The sequence below is a fragment of the Agrobacterium sp. 10T429 genome (assembly GCF_056393925.1).
Map to the genome: position 1 here is coordinate 62,474 of NZ_JBFTGV010000006.1, position 22,139 is coordinate 84,612.

A 22,139-nucleotide genomic window follows, 5' to 3' on the forward strand; every position below is an offset into this window, starting at 1 on the left:
CTCCGCCCCTCTTCCGTTCCTCAAAAACGGTATCAAGCCCTATTCAAATTCGAGGATGACCTCATCCACGGCGAGGCTATCGCCCGGCTTTGCCGACACTTTGGCGACCCGGCCGCGTTTTTCGGCACGCAGGATGTTTTCCATCTTCATTGCTTCCACCGTCGCCAGCGCCTGACCGGCTTCCACCTCGTCCCCCTCGCCAACCGAGATCCCGGTGATGACGCCCGGCATCGGGCAAAGCAACAGTTTCGACGTATCGGGCGGCAGCTTTTCCGGCATCAGCAGCGCCAGTTCCGCCACGCGCGGGCTGCGCACATGGGCGAGAACATCCATGCCGCGCCAGCGCAGACGAACCGCCGCACCGGCAAGATCGACCTTGGCGGCGATCACCTCGCCCGCCACCGTGAACAGGCCAAGGCTGCGGCCGGGAAGCCAGCCGGTAGCGACCGTCAGCGCAGCACCATCCTCAAAACGGATTGCCATGCCTTCAGCACCGGTCTCCACGCTGACGCTTCGACGGGATTGACCAAGCGAAACCACCCAGTCCTGACCGACAATGCGACGATGATTGCCAATGGTACCGGAAATTTCGACCGCACGGTTTTGAAGCCGCTGGTGGATAACGGTGGCGATGGCTGCGAGCTTGCGCGCGGAAGCCTCATCGGGCTCCACCCCGGAAAAGCCCTCCGGAAATTCCTCGGCGATAAAACCCGTCGTCAGACGGCCGGCCCGAAAACGCTCGTGCTGCATGACAGCCGAGAGGAACGGTAGATTGTGGCCGATGCCCTCCACTTCGAAACGATCCAGCGCCTGCCCCATTGCATCGATGGCGGTTTCACGATCCTTTGCCCAGCTACAAAGCTTGGCGATCATCGGATCGTAATACATCGAGATTTCACCGCCTTCGAAGACGCCGGTATCGTTGCGGATCACCGTGTCGTTTTCCTGCTCGCCCTCTTTCGGCGGGCGATACCGCGTCAACCGGCCGATGGAGGGCAAGAAATTACGATAGGGGTCTTCGGCATAAAGCCGGCTTTCGATTGCCCAGCCGTTCAACTTTATATCGGTCTGCCCGAAGGACAGCTTTTCGCCTGATGCCACACGGATCATCTGCTCGACCAGATCAATGCCTGTGACGAGTTCCGTTACCGGATGTTCCACCTGCAGACGCGTATTCATTTCCAGAAAGAAGAAATTGCGCTCGCCATCGACGATGAATTCCACCGTTCCGGCCGAATGGTAACCGACTGCTCTCGACAGAGCCACGGCCTGTTCGCCCATGGCCTTGCGCGTTGCCTCATCAAGAAAGGGCGATGGCGCTTCCTCGATGACCTTCTGGTTGCGGCGCTGGATCGAGCACTCTCGCTCGCCAAGGTAAAGGATATTGCCGTGTTGATCGCCCAGCACCTGAATTTCGATATGGCGCGGCTGGGTGACGAATTTCTCGATGAAGATGCGGTCGTCCCCAAAGGAAGATTTCGCCTCGTTTTTTGACGACTGGAAACCCTCGCGCGCCTCCGCATCGTTAAAGGCGATGCGCATGCCCTTTCCGCCGCCGCCGGCCGAGGCCTTGATCATCACGGGATAACCGATCTCGGAGGCGATCCTCACCGCCTCATCTGCATCCCCAATCAGCCCCATATGGCCGGGCACGGTGGAAACACCGGCTTCCGCCGCGAGCTTCTTGGAGGTGATCTTGTCGCCCATGGCCTGGATAGCGCGGACCGGCGGGCCAATGAAGATCACACCCGCCTTCTCCAGCGCCTCGGCAAAGGCAGCGTTCTCCGACAGGAAGCCATAGCCGGGATGCACCGCATCAGCCCCGGTCTTCTCGATCGCAGCAAGGATTTTATCGATGACGATATAGGACTGCGACGAGGGCGCCGGACCGATATGAACGGCCTCATCCGCCATCTTCACATGCAAAGCATTGGCATCAGCATCCGAATAGACGGCAACCGTCGCAATGCCCATCTTCTTCGCCGTCTTGATGACCCGGCAGGCGATCTCGCCGCGATTGGCGATGAGGATTTTCTTGATCATTTGCCATCGCCTTCAAAAGTATGATTCTCAATCAGCGTCAGATAAGCAGCGGGAACAGCATCGGTCAGCCAGACACCATTGTCGGCTTGAAAAAAGCTGTGGCCAGCGGCAAACATCCGACTGGCATCAACCATTAGGATGGCGGGTTTTCCGTGCCGCTGGCCGACCGCATGTGCCGTCACGCTGTCTGCCGAAAGGTGAACCTGCTGCCGGCTGCCCGGTCGCAATCCTTCCTGCAGGATAGCATCTAGGAAACGTGTCGCAGTACCATGGAAAAGCTGCGGCGGCGGTTCTAAAGGAGCGCTACCAAGATCGACCTTTACTGAATGCCCCTGCGCGGCCCGGATGCGGTGCCCATCTTCCGAAAGGGTGAAACGCTTCTTGTCGCTTTCGGTAACGACCGCACGCAGACCGGCCTCGTCGAGCAGCGTGCCACTCGCATTTGCTTTTGCCAATAGATCTCCGACATCCGCCCAACCCTGAGCATCCAAGGTAAGCCCGATGCTTTCGGGCGCATGTCGCAGAACATAGCTCAGGAATTTGCTGGTGGCCGTCGACATTGAATTTCATTCCCTATTGGCGGATGACAGCACACTCAAATCTCGAAAAAGTTCTCGAAGGATTCCGGGAAATTCTGCCGGGCGACGCGCTCGTCGATGACAAGCATCGCCTGGTAGGAAAGCGGATCGAAATTCTTTTCCGCCGGCAAGACCTCGCGGCCGAACAGCAGGCTGAGGCGGGCCGCGTCGAGATTACCGCGCTCGAACGGCTCGGGACCAAAATGGTGCCAGAGCGAGTGCAGGAAGGCCGCATCGATGCGGTGTTCCTTGGAATCGTCCCGCGCCCTTCGAGGTATCATCTTGATGGGCGTTACCCCTTTTGGATTGGCGCGGCGGATGGTGAACTGGATGCCCGTACTTGGCATGCCGGAGGGAAATCCCTTGTGTTTGGTCATTTCGGGCAGGTTCGCCATCTTTTGTCCTTCCAGAAGCATTTCCATTAAAAGCAGGTCCGCTTTTACGTCCGGATATGCGTAAATTCAAATAATTAGAGCGCTTTCATGGTCCTATTAAAACCAGAAGCGCTCTAGTCTTTTCGTTATGCCTTGCCGATTTTGTCCTGCGTCTTCTGCTCGAAGTCGGAAGCATCGTGGCGTTCGTGCAATTGTTCGGACGGATCGCCCGAGGTTTTGTTGACGATCACGCCGCGCTTGACCGCAGGTCGTTCGCCGATTTCAAGCGTCCAGCGCATAAGGTTCTTATAACCGGCCGCTTCAAGGAAAGCACCGGCATCGCCATAAGCCTGGCCGAGCGCGATCTTGCCATACCACGGCCAGACGGCCATGTCGGCAATCGTATATTCCGAGCCCGCCAGATAACGGTTGTCGTCCAGATGACGGTCAAGCACGTCAAGCTGGCGTTTAACTTCCATGGCGTAACGGTCGATAGCATATTTGATCTTGATCGGGGCGTAGGCGTAGAAATGGCCGAAACCGCCGCCGAGGAAGGGGGCGGAACCCATCTGCCAGAACAGCCAATTCAGCGCCTGCGTGCGGGCATTGCCCTCTTTCGGCAGGAAAGCGCCGAATTTTTCCGCGAGATAGACGAGGATCGAGCCGCTCTCGAAAACGCGGGTCGGCTCGGGCGTCGAATGATCCATCAGCGCCGGGATCTTGGAGTTCGGATTGACGCCGACAAAACCGGAGCCGAACTGGTCGCCTTCGCCGATCTTGATCAGCCAGGCATCATATTCGGCGCCCTTGTGGCCAGCGGCCAGCAATTCTTCCAGCATGATCGAGACCTTCTGACCATTCGGCGTTGCCAGCGAATAAAGCTGCAACGGATGTTTGCCGACCGGCAATTCCTTGTCATGGGTGGGACCGGCGATCGGGCGATTGATATTGGCGAACTGGCCGCCATTACCCTTGTCCCAGGTCCAGACCTTGGGCACTTCATATCCGGCGGGAAAATTATCTGCGGAGGAGTTCTCGGCCATAAAAATCAGTCCTTGTGCGTTTCGGGAGGGCACCGAAGGTCGGGCGCCTGAACATCATTATAGTAAGGTGGCCAAAGTATTTTTCCAGCCCCAGAGCAGGTCAGAGCGGAATGGTATCGTGCTTTTTCCAGCGGGTTTCGACGTTCTTGCCCCGCAGCGAGGCAAAAGCACGAGCGATGCGGCGGCGCGAGGAATGCGGCATGATGACCTCATCGATGAAACCACGCTCTGCCGCCACGAAGGGATTGGCGAAACGCTCCTCATATTCCCTTGTGCGCGCGGCGATCTTGTCCGGATCGGAAAGCTCCGAGCGATAGAGGATTTCCGCTGCCCCTTTTGCGCCCATGACAGCGATTTCCGCAGTCGGCCAGGCATAGTTCACATCAGCGCCGATATGTTTGGATGCCATCACGTCATAAGCGCCGCCATAGGCCTTGCGGGTAATCAGCGTCACCATCGGAACCGTCGCCTCGGAATAGGCAAACAGCAGTTTCGCGCCGTGCTTGATGACGCCGCCATATTCCTGCGCCGTTCCGGGCAGGAAACCGGGCACATCCACCAGTGTCAGCAGGGGAATGTTGAAGGCATCGCAGAAGCGCACGAAGCGGGCGGCCTTGCGTGAGCTGTCAATATCTAGACACCCGGCCAGCACCATCGGCTGGTTTGCGACGACGCCTACCGTCTGGCCTTCCAGACGCATGAAACCGGTGATGATGTTTCTGGCAAACGCCTCCTGCAACTCGAAGAAATCGCCCTCGTCTGCGAGCGCATGGATCAGTTCCTTCATATCGTATGGCTTGTTCGAACTGTCGGGGATCAGCGTATCGAGGCGCGCTTCCAGCCGTGCGGGATCGTCATGAAAAGGCCGGACTGGCGGTTTTGCCCGATTATTCAGCGGCAGGAAATCGAAAAGCAGGCGCACATGCTCAAGTGTCTCGATGTCGTTTTCATAGGCGCCATCGGCAACGGAGGATTTTTTGGTGTGTGTGGAGGCGCCACCCAGCTCTTCCGCCGTGACGATCTCGTTGGTTACGGTCTTCACCACATCCGGCCCGGTTACGAACATGTAGGAGGTATCGCGCACCATGAAGATGAAGTCGGTCATGGCAGGCGAATAAACGGCACCACCGGCACACGGCCCCATGATGACAGAGATTTGAGGCACGACACCGGAGGCGATGACGTTGCGCTTGAAAACGTCGGCATAACCGCCGAGCGAAGCAACACCTTCCTGAATGCGCGCGCCGCCACTGTCGTTGAGGCCAATCACGGGCGCGCCGTTGCGCACGGCCATATCCATGATCTTGCAGATTTTCTGGGCATGGGTTTCCGACAGCGAACCGCCGAGCACGGTAAAATCCTGGCTGAAAACATAGACCTGCCGGCCGTTGATGGTGCCCCAGCCGGTAACGACGCCATCGCCCGCCACCTTTTGTTCGGCCATGCCGAAATCCACCGCCCGGTGGGTAACGTACATGTCGTACTCTTCGAAGGAACCTTCATCCAGCAACACATCGATGCGCTCGCGCGCCGTCAGCTTGCCCTTGGCATGCTGCGCCTCAATGCGCTTGACGCCGCCGCCGAGCCGCGCTTCGTCGCGGCGCGTCTGCAATTGCTCCAGAATGCTGGGCATGTTTCCTCCATGCGTTTCCTCAAAATCAATAGCTTAGAAAACATTCGCCTAGAAGCCTTGATCGTGCGCGTATGCGTGGCATAAATATTTGCAATATTTACTTTTGCAAAGTTGCAACATGGCTATGGAAAAGCTCTTCATCGGCCGCAAGGTCCGCGGCCTTCGCGAAAACGCCCGCGCCACGCAGGCGCAGTTTGCCGAACGGCTCGGCATTTCGGCCAGTTATCTGAACCAAATCGAAAACAATCAGCGACCCGTTTCCGCCAGCGTTCTGGTGACGCTGGTGGAAAAATTCCAGCTCGACGTAACGGAGCTGGCAACCGGCGAAAACGACCGGCTGGTTTCCGCTGTGCGCGAGGCCCTGAAAGACCCGCTGTTCCTGAATTACGAGCCCGGGCTGCAGGAGCTGAAGCTGATTGCGCAGAACGCACCGGGTTTTGCCCATGCGCTTTTGCGCGCCCACCAGGCCTACCGGCAAAACAGCGAGCAGCTGGTGCAGCTGGATGACAGGCTGGGGCGGGGAACCGCGCAGGTGGAGAGAACACCTTACGAAGAGGTCCGCGATTTCTTTCACTTCGTCGACAATTACGTTGCCGAGATCGATCTTCTGGCGGAAGAACTTGCATACGAACTGGAGATAGAGGGCGGCGAGACCTACGGCATTCTCGCGGCCCATCTACGCAGCCGCTTCGGTGTCCATATCACCAGAACGGAGGCGGCGGGCGGATTGATCCGGCATTTCGATCCGGCCGGCAAAACGCTGGCGCTCAGTTCCTACATGGCAGCACCGACCCGCTGTTTTCAGCTTGCGCTTCAGATCGCCCAGCTTCATGCGGGAGCAACCGTGGACAGAGTGCTGGCCGGCGCCGGTTTCCGTAGCGCCGAAGCCGCGGAAATCTGTCGCATCGGACTTCACAACTATTTCGCCGCCGCGCTGATCCTGCCATATAGGCAATTTCACCGGGCCGCGCAGGAATTGCGCCACGATCTGGAACTTCTGGCCGTGCGCTTCGGCGCGAGCCTTGAACAGGTGGCCCACAGGCTCAGCACTTTGCAACGCCCTGGTCAGAAAGGCGTACCGATCTTTTTCGCCAAGATCGACCGGGCTGGCAACATCACCAAACGCCACAGCGCCACAAGGCTGCAATTTGCCCGTTTCGGCGCGGCCTGTCCGCTCTGGAACATTCATCAGGCCTTCGAAAGCTCCGACAGGATAGTACGCCAGCTGGCGGAAACACCTGACGGCGTGCGCTATCTTTCCATCGCCACACAGATCGAAAAAGCCGGCGCCGGTTTCAACACGGACAGGCCACGCTATGCCATCGCGCTCGGCTGCGAAATTTCCCATGCGCAGAATTTCGTCTATGCCGATACACTCGATCTCGCCAATACCGCCTCCTTCAAGCCCATCGGCGTTTCCTGCCGGGTCTGCGAAAGGGTCGATTGCGTGCAGCGCGCCGTACCGCCGCTAAAACGCAAACTACATGTCGATCATCTCTCACGCGGGGCCTTGCCCTACCGGATCGCAGACTTCTAGCGCCGCGCGGCCATATCAGGGTAGCGGCACCATCGCGCGCCGCATGATATTCGCATAGTAGCCCCAGAACAGCCGGGCGGCGACGGAGCGCCAGGGCGTCCAGAGTTCCGCCCGCGCCGCCAGCCATTTCGCATCCGGCCGTGCCTCGAGCGAAAGCGCGTGGCCCACCGCAGCCCGCAGCGCCACATCGCCAACCGGAAAAATATCGGGGTGGCCGCCGCAGAACATCAGATATACTTCCGCCGTCCACGGACCAATGCCGCGAAGCGCCACCAGCTCCGAAAGGGCCAAATCTGCTTCCTTGCGACTGACGGCATCAAGATCGATGCAGCCATCCGCAACCGCCTGCGCTAACCCTTCCAGCGTTGTTGCCTTGGCCCGGGAAAGGCCGAAAGTGGCGCGCAATTCTTCCGGCACCGCCAGATAGTTTTCCGCCGTCACCGCCCCGCCCGTGCCGGCAAGGATACGGACCCATATGGCGTTGGCGCTGGCGCGCGACACCATCTGCGACACGACGATATGGGCAAGGCCCGCAAAGCCGGGCTCGTGAATACGCAACTCCAGCGGACCGGCTTTTTCGATAATAAGGCTAAGAGCCGGATCGAGGCGGGCAAGATGCGCCAGACCTTCGCTGATATCGTCGAGGCCCCTGATGATTTTCATGTCTACACAGCCCATATTCACGTTGGCCCGGCACCGGGTGGCGAGGCGCTTCAAAACATGGCAGAAGAAATCATGCCTTCGCCCGTCCGTCAAAAACCGGTTTATCGTTTTGCGCCCAGCCCCAATGGCGCCCTGCATCTGGGCCATGCGCTTTCCGCTTTTCTGAACCACGACATGGTGCGGGAAAACAGTGGCCATTTTCTGCTGCGCATCGAAGATATCGACCAGACGCGCTGCACTCCGGAGCTGGAGCAGGCGATCTATGATGATCTTGGCTGGCTGGGACTGGAATGGGAAAAGCCGGTGCGGCGGCAATCGGAGCACTTCGATGAGTATCGCACAGCACTCGACAGGCTGGTCGAGGCCGACCTCGCCTATCCCGCCTTCTTAAGCCGGGGTGAGACGAAAGCCATTGTCAGGGCCTTTGAGGCAGAGGGAAGGCTCTGGCCGCGCGATCCCGACGGCGCGCCGCTTTACCCGGCAATAGATCGGCAAAGGCCGCAGGCGGAACGGGCCGAACTTCTGGCATCGGGCAGGCAACACGCCTGGCGGCTCGACATGGAAAAGGCGGTCCGCACCTTGCACAGCAAGCTGTTCTGGCGCGAGAGCGGCGACGGGCAGACCGGGGAAATCGAAGCTTTGCCGGCGCTGTGGGGCGATGTGGTGCTGTCGCGCTCCGACGCCCCCTCAAGCTATCATCTTTCCGTTGTGGTGGATGACGCGCTGCAAGGCATCACCCATGTGGTGCGCGGCATGGATCTGTTTAACGCAACCGCCATTCACCGGCTGCTGCAACAATTGCTGGACCTGCCGCCACCCGCCTATCACCACCACCGGCTGATTTTGGGTGCTGATGGGCGCAAGCTCTCTAAAAGCGAAGGCAGCACCGGCCTTTCAGCGCTTCGGGCGGAAGGAAAAACGCCGTCAGATATCCGCCGGCTTGTCGGGCTCCTCTAGCACCTGCTCGCGGCGCGCACTGTTGCCGGAGATATTGCGGCGGATGATCTGCCGGACCTTGTATTTCATCAGAGCGGCATTCACTTCCGCACCCAGCATGAAGATGACACCCACCATGTAAAGAAACACCAGAACCACCATTACCGAGGCCAGACCGGCGTAGGTGGCGGCATAATTGGCGAAGGTGGAGAGGTAATAGGCAAAGATCGCCGCGCCGATGACCCAGAAGATCATTGTCAGCAGAATGCCGGGCCAGACATCCCAGATGCGGCGTTTGCCGGCCGGAAGCCACAGATGCGCCGCCACCAGCCCGACCGTCAGAACGACGATGGTGCCGTAAAGTCCCAGGCTGGAAACCGTGTTCAGCGCATCCGTCAGCCAGGGAAATCGCTGCTCGGCAAAGGACGTTGCGACCGGCACCGCAACAAGCACGATGCTGATGCCGGTAAAGACCACCACTGCGATCAACACATAAAGCAGACTGAGAAGACGGGTGATGTACCACCAGCGCGTTTCCGTGACGCGATAGGCGCGGTTGAGCGAGATTCGGAGCGCCTCGACGCCGTTGGAGGCAAAATATGCGGCCGCCAGCACCGAAATCGTCAGCAGTCCGCCGCGCGGAATGGTCAGGACCTGCTGCACCTGCGCGGCAAGCGGACCTGCAATCGCTTCCGGCCAGGTGTCAAAAATCAGATGCACCGCCGTCTCGGAAAACTGGTCAGCCCCCAGAAAACCGGCCAAAGCCGTGCCGAAAATCAGGAACGGGAACAGCGCCAGCAGGATGGAAAGCGCCATGTGGCTCGCCATCGCCCAGCCGTCATCCTCGGCAAAATGAGAATAGGCATCGAAGGCAACCTTGCCTGCCAGGCGCACTGCGGCAACCATGTCGCCTCCATTCATCGGCATTTCATTTGTAACTTCGCCCCGAATATGGGAAGTCAGCTCTACTTTGTACAGCGCACAATCCCGCCTTTCGGTTCCCGCAGGCATACAGATTTTGCGCAATACAATTTTCACAGGCCGGACCATCGGGCCAGCGCAACATTCGGCTTTCCGGAGCGGCATAGATGCCTGAAAAACCCGTCATCATAATTACCGGATGTTCCTCGGGCATCGGAGCCCATTGTGCCGGCGCGCTTCACCGCGACGGCTGGAGGGTGTTTGCCACCGTGCGCCGCATCGTCGATATGGCCGCACTCGAAAATCAGGGCATAGAAACCCTGATCATGGACTATACCAAGCCCGAAACCATCGCGGCTCTCGTGGATACGGTTGCGGCCAGAACCGGAGGCCGCATCGATGCGCTGTTCAACAATGGCGCCTATGGCCAGCCGGGTGCTGTGGAGGATCTGCCGGTGGAAGCACTGCGGCAGCAATTCGAAACCAACGTCTTCGGCTGGCACGATCTGACGCGGCGGGTCATTCCCTTCATGCGCCAGCGCGGTTCAGGGCGCATCGTGCATTGCTCCTCCATTCTCGGCCTTGTTCCCTATCGTTATCGCGGCGCCTATACCGCATCGAAATTCGCCATCGAGGGCCTTGGCGTCACGCTGCGCATGGAACTTCAGGGCAGCGGCATCCATGTGAGCCTGATCGAACCGGGGCCGATCACGTCGAAATTCACCACGACGGCGCTTGCCCACGTCAGGGACAAGATCGATCTGGAAAACTCGGCGCATGCTGTGGAATACAAGCGTCAGCTGGCGAGGATGGATGGGTCCGGCCCGGTCAACCGCCACAAGCTTGGCCCCGATGCCGTTTATGCCGTGCTGAAACACGCCCTGACCGCCGCAAAGCCAAAACCGCATTATCCCGTCACCGTTCCCGCCAAACAGGGGCTGTTGCTGAAACGGCTCTTGCCTGCCGGACTGTTCTATCGTCTGCTGCGCAGATTCGATTGAGGAGGAGTACCCCCTAAATGTCCGGCTTCACCACTGTTCTGGCCCTTATCGTCATGGGCCTCGTTGTCATCGTGCTGATACGAGGCCTTTTCAACATGCTGAAGGGCCAAGACGCCAACCGTTCCAACAAGTTGATGCAGCTTCGCCTCCTGTTGCAGGCCATCGCCATCGTGCTTATCATGCTGACCCTTTGGCTCACCGGCGGCGGACGCTGACATGGTGAAACTGAACAAGATCTACACCCGCACCGGCGACAAGGGCACGACGGCGCTGGTGTCCGGTCCCCGCCGCCTGAAGCACGATCTTCGCGTCGAGGCCTATGGCACGGTGGACGAAACGAATTCGGCGATCGGCGTGGCGCGGCTGCATACCGCCAATACTGATATTGCCAGCATGGAAAAGCTGGATGCCATGCTGTTCCGCATCCAGAACGACATGTTCGACCTCGGCGCGGATCTCGCGACCCCGGAAACCGGCGAGCCGCCGGCCTACGAACCGCTGCGCATAGTCGCGAGCCAGGTCACGCGGCTGGAAAACGAAATCGACGACCTCAACTCCGCAATTGACCCCCTGACCTCCTTCGTGCTGCCGGGCGGCAATGCGGCGGCGGCCAATCTGCATCTGGCGCGCACGATCTGCCGACGGGCGGAACGGCTCATGGTGGAGCTCTCGGTTGCTGAAAACGAGATCGTCAGCCCGGAAGCGCTGAAATATGTCAACCGCCTGTCCGACTTCCTGTTCGTTGCCGCCCGGTTTGCCAATGATATGGGCAAGGCTGACATATTGTGGGTTCCCGGCAAGAACCGCTAAAGCCTATCTCTCGCACAAACGAAGGGCGTTCGATGTTCATACCGCTGCACGATGCGAATTCCCTCAAACATATCCGGCTGCAATATGTCACGATCGGCCTGATCGTGGTCAACGTGCTGGTATGGCTATTTACCGGCGTGCTTGCCAGCGACGTCCAGGCCAATGCCGCAGCGCTCGGCCTCGGTTTCATCCCGGCTGTGGTGTTCGACTACGCCTACCTGGAGCCCGCCTTGCAGGTGGTGCCGGATAACCTGACCGTCGTCACCTATGCGTTCCTGCATCTGGATTTCTGGCACATGGCAGGCAACATGCTGTTTCTGTGGGTCTTCGGCGACAACGTCGAGGACGCACTCGGCCACTTCCGTTTCCTTATCTTTTACATCGCCTGCGCCATAGCCGGCGCGCTGTTGCACGGCTTTGTCGCACCCATGTCGGAAGGGCCGCTTATCGGTGCATCAGGCGCTGTTTCTGGCGTCGTCGCGGCCTATTTTCTCCTGCATCCCAAGGTGCGCGTCTGGGTTCTGGTGTTCATGCGCATTCCGTTGCCCTTGCCTGCCTTCATTCCGCTGGCGCTATGGATCGGACAGCAATTTCTGATGCTGGCACTTGGCCTTGAGGAAAATGTTTCCTGGGGGGCACATGTGGGCGGCATATTGGCCGGGGCTGTGATGGTAATTTTCATGCGCCGGCCGGACGTTCCCCTGTTCGACCGCACGATTGTTCCGCCAAGGGCGGCGCAGTTCAAGAATCCGTCGCAAACGGCGGGGTTGTCGCAAATCGAACGGGGCTATGACGGGAGCAGATGAGCCGTTGACGAAGAGATAAATTATTTACGTTAACGTCAACGTAAGGTATGCCTTGCGTGCATGTGATAATGAACATTGCTCCGTTGTATTTGCGGGAAAAATGCTTATCCATGTCGCCAACCTGTTTTTGGAGGTCCGCGCGGTCTTGTCGCCTCGCGGACAGGAGTTTGAGGAAAACCGCCGATGAAGATCCTTGTCCCTGTCAAACGAGTTGTTGATTACAACGTCAAGATCCGCGTGAAGTCGGATGGTTCGGGCGTTGAACTCGCGAATGTGAAGATGTCGATGAACCCGTTCGACGAAATCTCGGTGGAAGAGGCTCTGCGGCTGAAAGAAGCTGGCAAGGCCGAAGAAGTCGTGGTCGTGTCGATCGGCCCTGCCAAGGCGGAAGAGACGCTGCGCACGGCGCTCGCCATGGGTGCCGACCGCGCCATCCTGATCGAGACCGACGAGACGGTCGAACCGCTGGCCGTCGCCAAGCTGCTGAAGGGCGTGGCGGAAGCCGAGCAGCCCGGCCTCGTCATCGTCGGCAAGCAGGCGATTGACGACGACAGTAACCAGACCGGTCAGATGCTGGCCGCCCTTCTCGGCTGGGGCCAGGGCACCTTCGCCTCCAAGGTCGTACCGTCTGATGGCAAGGTCGCTGTGACGCGTGAAGTCGATGGCGGCCTGCAGACGGTCGAACTGAAACTTCCCGCTGTCGTCACCACCGATCTTCGTCTGAACGAGCCGCGTTACGCCTCGCTGCCGAACATCATGAAGGCAAAGAAGAAGCCGCTCGACAAGAAGACCCCGGCCGATTTCGGCGTCGATGTCACGCCGCGTCTGAAGGTGTTGAAGACCGAGGAGCCCGCAGGCCGCAAGGCCGGCATCAGGGTAGGCTCGGTGGCTGAGCTGGTCGAAAAGCTCAAAGCCGACGGCGTCCTCTAAGGTTTCGGAAAAGGGAGATTACATTATGGCCATTCTTCTTCTGGCAGAACACGACAACGCAACCCTTTCCGACCTGACGGCGAAGACGCTGACGGCGGCAACGCAGATTGGCGGCGACGTCCACGTGCTCGTTGCCGGCTCCGGTGCGAAGGGTGCCGCCGACGCGGCGGCGAAACTGTCCGGCGTTGCCAAGGTACTGCTTGCCGACGACGCATCCTATGCCAACGCGCTCGCCGAGCCGCTGGCGGCGCTGATCGTCTCGCTCAGCCCTTCCTATGACGTCATCATCGCACCGGCGACCGCTTCGGCCAAGAATGTCGCCCCACGCGTCGCAGCCCTTCTCGATGTGGCCCAGGTCTCGGAAATCATCGAGGTCGTCAGCCCGGATACTTTCAAACGTCCGATCTATGCCGGCAACGCCATCCAGACGGTGCAGGCAAGCGACGCCAAGAAGGTCATCACCGTGCGCCCCACCGCGTTTGCGGCAGCCGCTGAAGGCGGTTCGGCACCGGTGGAAACCATCGGCGCTGCCGAGAACCCCGGCGTTTCTGTCTTTGTGTCCGACGCGCTCGCCTCTTCCGATCGTCCGGAACTGACCTCTGCGAAGATCATCATCTCGGGCGGTCGCGCACTCGGCTCCTCGGAAAAGTTCCGCGAAGTGATCCTGCCGGTTGCCGACAAGCTCGGTGCAGCCGTCGGCGCATCGCGCGCAGCCGTCGATGCGGGTTATGCACCGAACGACTGGCAGGTCGGTCAGACCGGCAAGGTCGTGGCACCGCAGCTTTACATCGCTGCCGGCATTTCGGGCGCCATCCAGCATCTGGCCGGCATGAAGGACTCGAAGGTCATCGTAGCCATCAACAAGGACGAGGAAGCGCCGATCTTCCAGGTTGCCGATTACGGCCTCGTCGCAGACCTGTTCGAGGCTCTGCCGGAACTCCAGAAGGCTCTGTGATTTTAAGCCTTTAGCCAAAGGCGGCGCGTTTTTTGAACGCGCCGCCTTCTCTTTTTCGGCGATATGCGTAACATCGCCGCAAATGACGCAGATGAAATCCCATGAGGAGACCAGCATATGACCGCCCCCTTTAAAAACATCGGTATCATCGGAGCCGGTCAAATGGGTTGCGGCATCGCGCATGTTTCCGCCTTGGCCGGTTACAAGGTGCACATTTACGATCTTTCCAAGGACGGAATCGAAGCCGGCCTTGCCACGATCAACGGCAATCTTGCCCGTCAGGTCACCAACGGCAAGCTCTCCGACGACGCCCGCAAAGATGCGCTCGCGCTCATCAGCGGTTCGACTGACGTCAACGATCTGGCGCCCATGGATCTGGTTATTGAGGCTGCTACCGAAAACGAGGAAATCAAACGCAAGATCTATGCGCAGATCTGCCCGGTACTGAAGCCCGAAGCGCTTTTGGCCACCAACACGTCTTCCCTCTCCATCACCCGCCTTGCGTCCGCCACCGATCGTCCCGAACAGTTCATGGGCATCCACTTCATGAACCCGGTGCCTGTGATGAAGCTGGTGGAGCTGGTGCGCGGTATCGCCACCAACGAAAAGACCTTCGATGCGGCGAAGGACTATGTGCGGACGCTGGAAAAGGCGATCACCGTCGCCGAGGATTTCCCCGCCTTCATCGTCAACCGCATCCTGCTGCCGATGATCAACGAGGCTATCTACACGCTCTATGAGGGCGTCGGTTCGGTGGAAGCCATCGACACCGCCATGCGGCTCGGCGCCAACCATCCGATGGGACCGTTGCAGCTTGCCGACTTCATCGGTCTCGACACCTGTTTGTCGATCATGCAGGTGCTGCATGACGGGCTGGCCGACAGCAAATACCGCCCCTGCCCGCTGCTGGTGAAATATGTCGAGGCCGGCTGGCTCGGCCGCAAATCTGGTCGCGGTTTTTACGATTACCGTGGCGAGACACCTGTTCCGACGCGCTAAGGCGCAAGAGATATTCCTCTGAAATCATTCGAGATGACGGGAGGTAAGTCCCTCCCGCACTGGACAATTATTTAGCCTTCACTGCCGATACCAACGCCTTGGCATCTTCGCTGTCCCAGGCTGCCGGACCGTTCATGGCGGCAATCAGGCAGCCTTTTTCGTCCAGCAGAAGAGTTGCGGGAAGGCCGAAAGCCAGCCCTTCCTTTTTCAGAACATTGAAGACGCCCATGGAGCTGTCGCGATAAAGTTTCAGCGCGTCGATCTTGTATTCGTCAATGAAGGCTTTCGGTTTTTCGTCCGCGCCGGTGTCGATATTGACCGCAACAACCTCAAAGCCATCGCTGCCCTTTTCCTTCTCGAGTGCGTTCAGCGCAGGCATTTCCTCCCGGCATGGCACGCACCAGGTGGCCCAGAGATTGAGGAGAACCGCCTTGCCCTTGAGATCGGCAAGCGACATGTCCGACCCTTGCGGACCCTTGAAGGACAGCGGGATGACGCGCGGCGTATCCGTGGCCGACATGGCCGCCACCTGGCCCTTCAGAAGGGGTTTCAGCGAGGCGATGCGGTTTGCCGCACCTTCACATAAACCGGCCTCGGCAACCGCTGCCCCTTGAACCGGGCTCTCAGACCCAATATGCCTGAACCAGACCGCACCCGCGCCGAACACGACACCGGCAACGGCAGCAATTGCAACCAATCTGGCGGAAGGAAGCCTGAACGGCCTTTTTTCTGTCATCGAATACTCCAGGGCACGCAGAACATGGCTGACGGCACAGATCAGAAATCCTCCAACCAGATGTGGGGCGGACGTTTCGCTTCCGGGCCATCAGCCATCATGGAAGAGATAAATGCCTCCATCGGCTTCGACAAGAAGCTTTATGCACAGGACATCCGCGGCTCTATAGCGCATGCCACCATGCTGGCGGAAAAAGGCATTATTTCGCAGGAAGATAAAGACAAGATCGTTCACGGCCTGAACACGATCCTGTCAGAAATCGAGGCCGGCAGTTTCGAATTCTCGCGCAAGCTCGAAGACATTCACATGAACATCGAGGCGCGACTTGCCACCCTCATCGGCACAGCGGCAGGGCGTCTGCACACCGCCCGCTCGCGCAACGACCAGGTGGCGCTCGATTTCCGCCTCTGGGTCAAGGAAGAGCTGCAGAAGACGGAAGGCATGCTGACCGCGCTCATCGCCGCCTTCCTCGACCGCGCCGAGGAAAATGCCGATACGGTCATGCCCGGCTTCACCCATCTGCAGACGGCCCAGCCCGTCACCTTCGGCCATCATTGCATGGCCTATGTGGAAATGTTCGGCCGTGACCGCGCCCGCGTGCGTCACGCAATCGAACATCTGGATGAAAGCCCGATCGGTGCAGCAGCCCTGGCCGGCACCGGTTATCCTATCGACCGCCACATGACGGCAAAGGCGCTCGGCTTCCGCGAGCCGACCCGCAACTCCATCGACACCGTTTCCGACCGCGATTTCGCACTGGAGTTCCTGTCGATCGCCTCGATCTGCGCCACGCATCTGTCGCGCCTCGCCGAAGAAATCGTCATCTGGTCGACGCCGCAATTCGGCTTTATCCGCCTGTCCGATGCCTTTTCCACTGGCTCGTCGATCATGCCGCAGAAGAAGAACCCCGACGCCGCCGAACTGGTGCGCGCCAAGACCGGCCGCATCAACGGCTCGCTGGTGGCGCTTCTGACTGTGATGAAGGGCCTGCCACTCGCCTATTCCAAGGACATGCAGGAAGACAAGGAACAGGTTTTCGATGCCGCCGAAAGCCTGGAACTGGCCATCGCCGCCATGACCGGCATGATCCGCGACCTTGAGGTGCGCAAGGACCGCATGCGTGCGGCCGCCGGTTCGGGCTATTCCACCGCCACCGATCTTGCTGACTGGCTGGTGCGCGAGGCAGGCCTGCCCTTCCGCGACGCCCACCATGTGACCGGAAATGCGGTGGCACTGGCGGAAAAGAAAGGCTGCGATCTGGCCGATCTTTCGCTGGAAGACCTGCAGGCGATCCATCCGGCCATTACAAGCGGCGTTTTCGACGTTCTTTCAGTCGAGGCATCGGTTGCCAGCCGCACCAGCTTCGGCGGCACGGCTCCTTCCGAGGTCAAGAAGCAGATCGCCTGGTGGCGTGGACGCAACTAACGCATCGGACCGAAAAGTGTGAAGCGGTTTTCGGAAAATCCGATGCGCAGACAAATTAAAATGAGCGGCGGAAACGATTTCATTTTTCTCCGCCGCCCTCATAAATCTGCGTTACGCTGCGATCACAAGAAACAGGGTGCACAAGCGCCCTGTTTTTCGTTATCAGAGAAGCACATATTTCCTTTGGACAGGCTCATGCTTTCAAAAACCGCGCGCAATCTCATCGTTCCCATCGGCATGACGCTCGCCGTCAGTCTTGCTCTCAGTGCCTGCGGGCGAAAAGGCGATATCGATCCGCCGAGCACGCCGGTCGAAATGCGCAACAAGCGCAATGCCGACGGAACCGAGACGAAGCCGGCAACGGCGGAGCGGCCGTTCATCCTCGACAAGCTTCTCTGACGGGAAAAAGCCTGTGAACCATTTTGGCTATATCGACGGCGTGCTTCACGCCGAAAACGTGCCCGTGCCTGAGATCGCCAAGGCGGTCGGCACGCCGTTCTATGTCTATTCGACCGCGACGCTGGAGCGCCACTACAAGGTGTTCTCAGGCGCTTTCGCCGATGTGGACGCCATGGTCTGTTACGCCATGAAGGCCAATTCCAACCAGGCCGTTCTGAGGACGCTGGCAAAGCTCGGCGCGGGTATCGACGTGGTATCCGGCGGCGAATTGCGCCGCGCGCTTGGCGCCGGTGTACCGGCAAACCGCATCATGTTCTCCGGCGTCGGCAAGACGGTGGCGGAAATGGATTACGCGCTGGAAGCCGGCATCTACTGCTTCAACATCGAATCCGAGCCGGAGCTTGAGGTCCTCAACCTGCGCGCCGTCAAGGCCGGAAAAAGGGCGCATGTGTCCTTTCGCATCAATCCGGATGTGGATGCGCGCACTCATGCCAAGATTTCCACCGGCAAAAAAGAAAACAAGTTCGGCATTTCCTATGAGCGGGCGCGTGCGGTCTATGCCCATGCCGCCACTCTGCCCGGCATCGAAGTCACCGGCATCGACATGCATATCGGCAGCCAGATCACAGAATTGCAGCCCTTCGAGGATGCGTTCCGCTTGCTGCGCGAACTGGTGGAATCCCTGCGCGCGGACGGGCACACGATCAGTCACGTCGATATCGGCGGCGGCCTCGGCATTCCCTACCGCGAGGACAATAATCCGCCGCCGCTGCCGGATGCCTATGCGCATATCGTCAAGAACGAGCTAAAGAGCCTCAACTGCAAGATCATCACCGAACCGGGACGCCTGATCGTCGGCAATGCCGGCATTCTGGTGACGGAAGTGATCTATGTGAAGGATGGCGGCGAAAAGAACTTCGTGATTGTCGATGGCGCGATGAACGACCTCATCCGCCCGACGCTTTACGAGGCCTATCACGGCATCCGCCCGGTCGTGCAGCCCGCGGTGGACGCCCCTCGCATCAAGGCCGATATCGTTGGCCCCGTCTGCGAAACGGGTGACTATCTGGCGCTGGACCGCGAGATGGCCGCACCGCAGCCGGGTGATCTGATTGCCGTCAGCTCCGCCGGTGCTTACGGCGCCGTGCAGGCAGGCACCTATAATTCGCGCCTGCTGGTGCCGGAAGTGCTGGTAAAGGGTGACAAGTTCCACGTCATCCGCCCGCGCGGAACCTATGAAGAGCTGATCGCTCTCGATTCAGTACCCGCCTGGCTCGATTGATCCGCCATACATCCGGCTTGGTCGATCACAATTGAGCGAAGCTGCCTAAAAAATGGGGGTGAGCATCCGCTTGCCCTCGTCTTCGCCACAAAGAATGTTATCCTTGCTTCTCATAATACAAGCAGCTCGCCGTTCCGGGAATGGCGTTTGACGTGGCCAGAACCGGGAGAACGGATTGATGACCACAGCCGGAGAGGACAGGACAGGCAGAAAGCGCCCAACCGGCGCATTCGCGCAGCGGCCGGATCTTGCCCGCCGGGTTGCGGCTAAACGCTTCTTCGCAAAAATCGTGTTGTTTTCGGAAAGAGTAGCACCGAAGACGCTGTGGCCGCTTTCCATCGCCGCCGCGTTTCTGGCGCTCGCATGGTTCGGCCTCTACCGGCAAATGCCTGACTTCGTACGGCTGGGCATCGTTTTCCTGCTGGTTTTTGGTTTCATCAGCACCATCCTGCCAATCGTCCGGCTGAAATGGCCGACAGACAACGACGCGTCCCGCCTTCTGGAAGAACGCAATGGTCTCGCTCACCAGCCAGTCGGCGTGCAGGAAGACGAACCGGCGTTGGACACCCCCATTTCCCGCGCCTTGTGGAAAGAACACCAGATCCGTATGGCGGAACGCATCGCCGCGCTGAATGCCGGCCTGCCGAAACCCGATATCGCCCGTTACGACCGCTCGGCACTACGCGCCATTCCCGCCCTTTTTCTGGTTGTCGCCTTCGGTTTTTCCTATTCCAATGGTGCAGGCACGATTGCAGATGCCTTCCGTAGCCGACCGGCAGCCGGTCCGCTCAATCCCGATATCCGTCTCGACGCCTGGGTCACGCCGCCCGCCTATACCGGCCGCGCCCCGATTTTTCTGACAGGGCGCGATGCGACAGGCCACGACGCGGTGCCCGTGCCGCAATCCTCCAAACTGACGATCCGCATGACCGGTGGCGATGGCGGCGAGGAAGTGACCTTCGAGCCTGAGCCCGCTGGCGCCCTGCAGAAGCTTGCCCCCGAAGCGGCGCGCGCCGACAGCGCAAGTGGCGATGTGGCGGCACAGACGGAAAAACGCGCGCCGGATCAACCTGTCACGCCGCGCACCTTTGCCATGGATGTGACCGAAAGCGGCATGATCACCGCCAATGGCCAACAATGGGTGTTCAACGTCATTCCTGACCAGCCACCCAGTATCGGCTTCGACAACATGCCGCGCCGCGCCGTCAATGGTGCGCTGGAGGTGGGTTTCACCGCCAAGGACGACTATGGCATCAAGGAAGCCCACGCCATCATAGAGCCGCTTGGCGTTGCGGAGGGTGCAACAGCACTTTACCCGCCGCCGGAATTCAAGCTCGACCTGCCGCGGCAGAACAACCGCGAGATCAAGGGGCTGACCAGCCGCAACCTGACCGAACATCCCATGGCAGGTAAGCGCGTGCGCATCACGCTGGTGGCAACAGACGGTGCCGGCCAGACCGGCCGCAGCCCCGCGCATGAAATGGTGCTGCCGGGCCGCAATTTCTCTGAACCGCTGGCGGCTTCGGTTGCCGAACAGCGGCAGATATTCTCACTCGACACGCGCCAGATGCCAAAGGCGATCGCCTATAACGAGGCGGTTGGTCTGCGTCCGGAAGAAACTATTCCCAACACCACGCACTATCTCCTGCTGCAATCGGCGCAGACCCGCATGCGGCTCGCCTATAATGAGGAGATGCTGAAGAACACCGCCGATTATCTCTGGGAGATTGCGCTCGGCATCGAGGATGGTGATCTTTCGCAGGCGGAAAAACGCCTGCGTGATGCGCAGACAGCGCTTTCCGAGGCGCTTCAGCGCAATGCCTCCGATGAGGAAGTCGCCAAGCTGATGCAGGAACTGCGTGAGGCGATGCAGCAGTTCATGAGCGAGCTTGCACAGCGCATGCAGAATGCGCCGCAAGCCAACATGAACCAGCAGGCACAAAACGTCTTGCGGCAGCGCGATCTGGAAAACATGATGAACCAGATCGAAAACCTCGCGCGCTCCGGCAACCGTGACGCAGCACAGGAAATGCTCTCGCAGCTGCAACGCATGATGAACAACCTGCAGGCGGGACGGCCGCAACGTCAGGGCCAGCAGGGGCAGCAGCAAAGCAGCAAGATGCGCCAGCAGATCGACAAGCTGGGTGAAATTTTGCAACAGCAGCAGAAGCTGATGGACGAGACCTTCAAGCTCGATCAGGCGCTGCGTGACCGCATGCAGCGCGGCGACCCGCAGGATGGCGGCGAAGGTCAGGACCCGCAGACGGGTGAAAACGGTGAATCACCGCAACAGGGCCAGCAGGGCCAGCAGGGCGAGAACGGCCAGCAAGGCGGACAGCCGAGCGAGCAGATGACTGCCGAACAATTGCGCGAGGCGCTGAAAAATCTGAGGGCGCAGCAGGACGCGCTGGGCAAGCAGCTGGGCGAATTGCAGCAGGGCCTTCGTGATCTCGGCATGGAGCCGGGCGAAAACTTCGGCAAGGCGCAGCAGGAAATGGAAGGCGCCGGCGAAGCACTCGGCAAAAGCCAGGGCGAACAGGCGGTCGAAGGTCAGGGCAATGCGCTGAACGCGCTGCGACAGGGCGCGCAGGATATGATGGGCCAGATCATGCAGGCCATGCGCCAGCAGGGACAGCAGCCCGGACAGGGGCAGGAAGGCATGGCGGGCCAAGGCGGACAGAACGGCCGCGATCCACTCGGCCGTCCGCGCAGCACAACCGGCCCCGATTTCGGCGACCAGGTGAAGGTGCCTGATGAGATCGACGTGCAGCGCGCCCGCGAAATTCTCGAGGCTATCCGCGAAAAGCTCGGCAACAACCCGCCGGGTGAAATCGAGCGGCGTTATCTGGAGCGGTTGCTGGATATACGGTGAGGATGGAAGCCGCCATTCCTAGCGATCGGCCTGTTTAACCTCGCGCATTTTTGAGGAAAGGCCAGCTTATCAAACACTCAACGTCATCCTCGGCCTTGTGCCGAGAATCCAACCACGTCTCAATCAATCGAGACGTGGCAGATGCTCGGGACAGGCCCGAGCATGACGGCGGAGAGAGTTGACAACTCCACAACAA

General features: G+C 59.6%; 21 protein-coding genes. 13 read left to right on the forward strand and 8 right to left on the reverse strand.

The window, feature by feature from the left end; translation table 11 throughout:
- Positions 1-39: 39 nt before the first annotated feature.
- From AC1DCP_RS15045 to AC1DCP_RS15065, 5 genes are all read right to left on the reverse strand, one after another.
- Entirely contained in the window at positions 40-2,043 is a 2,004-nt protein-coding gene (locus AC1DCP_RS15045; RefSeq protein ID WP_476774406.1) for an acetyl-CoA carboxylase biotin carboxylase subunit, read from the reverse strand.
- On the reverse strand, positions 2,040-2,603 hold the full coding sequence (locus tag AC1DCP_RS15050; RefSeq protein ID WP_111851409.1) for an RNA 2'-phosphotransferase: 564 nt from the start codon (positions 2,601-2,603) through the stop codon (positions 2,040-2,042). Before AC1DCP_RS15050 ends, AC1DCP_RS15045 begins: the two co-directional genes overlap by 4 nt.
- Positions 2,604-2,638: 35 nt before the next feature.
- Positions 2,639-3,016, reverse strand: coding sequence for a hypothetical protein (locus tag AC1DCP_RS15055; protein ID WP_013761770.1), 378 nt, complete (start codon positions 3,014-3,016; stop codon positions 2,639-2,641).
- 125 nt (positions 3,017-3,141) lie between these two features.
- Positions 3,142-4,038 (reverse strand): glutathione-dependent disulfide-bond oxidoreductase, encoded by an 897-nt coding sequence (gene yghU, locus AC1DCP_RS15060; RefSeq protein ID WP_142851182.1) that lies wholly within the window; start codon positions 4,036-4,038, stop codon positions 3,142-3,144.
- Positions 4,039-4,138: 100 nt separating this feature from the next.
- Positions 4,139-5,671 (reverse strand): acyl-CoA carboxylase subunit beta, encoded by a 1,533-nt coding sequence (locus AC1DCP_RS15065; RefSeq protein ID WP_065687910.1) that lies wholly within the window; start codon positions 5,669-5,671, stop codon positions 4,139-4,141.
- A gap of 118 nt (positions 5,672-5,789) precedes the next feature.
- Here AC1DCP_RS15065 and AC1DCP_RS15070 point away from each other — a divergent pair, with 118 nt between their 5' ends.
- Positions 5,790-7,208 carry a helix-turn-helix domain-containing protein gene (locus AC1DCP_RS15070; RefSeq protein WP_065687911.1) on the forward strand — a complete coding sequence of 473 codons (1,419 nt, stop codon included), beginning with the start codon at positions 5,790-5,792 and terminating at the stop codon, positions 7,206-7,208.
- Between the two features lie 15 nt (positions 7,209-7,223).
- On the opposite strand, the gene AC1DCP_RS15075 is transcribed toward AC1DCP_RS15070, so the two are convergent.
- Complete coding sequence (locus AC1DCP_RS15075; protein ID WP_476774407.1) at positions 7,224-7,871, reverse strand: DNA-3-methyladenine glycosylase family protein; 648 nt, start codon at positions 7,869-7,871, stop codon at positions 7,224-7,226.
- A gap of 72 nt (positions 7,872-7,943) precedes the next feature.
- Between AC1DCP_RS15075 and gluQRS the strand changes: the two genes are divergently transcribed.
- Positions 7,944-8,828, forward strand: a complete 885-nt coding sequence (gene gluQRS / locus AC1DCP_RS15080) for a tRNA glutamyl-Q(34) synthetase GluQRS (protein WP_162690580.1) — start codon at positions 7,944-7,946, stop codon at positions 8,826-8,828.
- On the opposite strand, the gene AC1DCP_RS15085 is transcribed toward gluQRS, so the two are convergent.
- The gene (locus AC1DCP_RS15085; RefSeq protein ID WP_013761775.1) at positions 8,796-9,713 is read right to left on the reverse strand and encodes a YihY/virulence factor BrkB family protein; all 918 of its coding nucleotides are present in this window, start codon (positions 9,711-9,713) and stop codon (positions 8,796-8,798) included. The two genes, gluQRS and AC1DCP_RS15085, sit on opposite strands and share 33 nt — an antisense overlap.
- A gap of 182 nt (positions 9,714-9,895) precedes the next feature.
- Between AC1DCP_RS15085 and AC1DCP_RS15090 the strand changes: the two genes are divergently transcribed.
- From AC1DCP_RS15090 to AC1DCP_RS15120, 7 genes are all read left to right on the forward strand, one after another.
- The gene (locus tag AC1DCP_RS15090) at positions 9,896-10,729 is read left to right on the forward strand and encodes an SDR family oxidoreductase (RefSeq protein ID WP_025595431.1); all 834 of its coding nucleotides are present in this window, start codon (positions 9,896-9,898) and stop codon (positions 10,727-10,729) included.
- Between the two features lie 17 nt (positions 10,730-10,746).
- Positions 10,747-10,944 carry a twin transmembrane helix small protein gene (locus AC1DCP_RS15095; protein ID WP_003497428.1) on the forward strand — a complete coding sequence of 66 codons (198 nt, stop codon included), beginning with the start codon at positions 10,747-10,749 and terminating at the stop codon, positions 10,942-10,944.
- Position 10,945: 1 nt separating this feature from the next.
- Positions 10,946-11,539 carry a cob(I)yrinic acid a,c-diamide adenosyltransferase gene (locus AC1DCP_RS15100; protein WP_019564859.1) on the forward strand — a complete coding sequence of 198 codons (594 nt, stop codon included), beginning with the start codon at positions 10,946-10,948 and terminating at the stop codon, positions 11,537-11,539.
- Positions 11,540-11,571: 32 nt separating this feature from the next.
- Positions 11,572-12,345 (forward strand): rhomboid family intramembrane serine protease, encoded by a 774-nt coding sequence (locus tag AC1DCP_RS15105; RefSeq protein ID WP_065659671.1) that lies wholly within the window; start codon positions 11,572-11,574, stop codon positions 12,343-12,345.
- 183 nt (positions 12,346-12,528) lie between these two features.
- Positions 12,529-13,275, forward strand: coding sequence for an electron transfer flavoprotein subunit beta/FixA family protein (locus tag AC1DCP_RS15110; RefSeq protein ID WP_013761780.1), 747 nt, complete (start codon positions 12,529-12,531; stop codon positions 13,273-13,275).
- A gap of 25 nt (positions 13,276-13,300) precedes the next feature.
- A complete protein-coding gene (locus tag AC1DCP_RS15115) occupies positions 13,301-14,230 on the forward strand; it encodes an electron transfer flavoprotein subunit alpha/FixB family protein (protein WP_003511321.1) in 930 nt (309 codons plus the stop codon).
- Between the two features lie 117 nt (positions 14,231-14,347).
- A complete protein-coding gene (locus AC1DCP_RS15120) occupies positions 14,348-15,229 on the forward strand; it encodes a 3-hydroxybutyryl-CoA dehydrogenase (protein WP_013761782.1) in 882 nt (293 codons plus the stop codon).
- A gap of 67 nt (positions 15,230-15,296) precedes the next feature.
- Here AC1DCP_RS15120 and tlpA read toward each other — a convergent pair whose 3' ends face one another.
- Entirely contained in the window at positions 15,297-15,965 is a 669-nt protein-coding gene (tlpA, locus tag AC1DCP_RS15125; protein ID WP_003511324.1) for a thiol:disulfide interchange protein TlpA, read from the reverse strand.
- A 24-nt stretch (positions 15,966-15,989) separates the two neighbouring features.
- On the opposite strand from tlpA, the gene argH reads away from it, so the two are divergent.
- The 4 genes from argH (at position 15,990) to AC1DCP_RS15145 (ending at position 21,943) form a co-directional block, all read left to right on the forward strand.
- Entirely contained in the window at positions 15,990-17,390 is a 1,401-nt protein-coding gene (gene argH / locus AC1DCP_RS15130; protein ID WP_025595424.1) for an argininosuccinate lyase, read from the forward strand.
- A 195-nt stretch (positions 17,391-17,585) separates the two neighbouring features.
- On the forward strand, positions 17,586-17,789 hold the full coding sequence (lptM, locus tag AC1DCP_RS15135) for an LPS translocon maturation chaperone LptM (RefSeq protein WP_003511326.1): 204 nt from the start codon (positions 17,586-17,588) through the stop codon (positions 17,787-17,789).
- Positions 17,790-17,802: 13 nt separating this feature from the next.
- The gene (lysA, locus tag AC1DCP_RS15140; protein ID WP_003511327.1) at positions 17,803-19,071 is read left to right on the forward strand and encodes a diaminopimelate decarboxylase; all 1,269 of its coding nucleotides are present in this window, start codon (positions 17,803-17,805) and stop codon (positions 19,069-19,071) included.
- 178 nt (positions 19,072-19,249) lie between these two features.
- On the forward strand, positions 19,250-21,943 hold the full coding sequence (locus AC1DCP_RS15145; protein ID WP_476774408.1) for a TIGR02302 family protein: 2,694 nt from the start codon (positions 19,250-19,252) through the stop codon (positions 21,941-21,943).
- Positions 21,944-22,139: the final 196 nt, after the last annotated feature.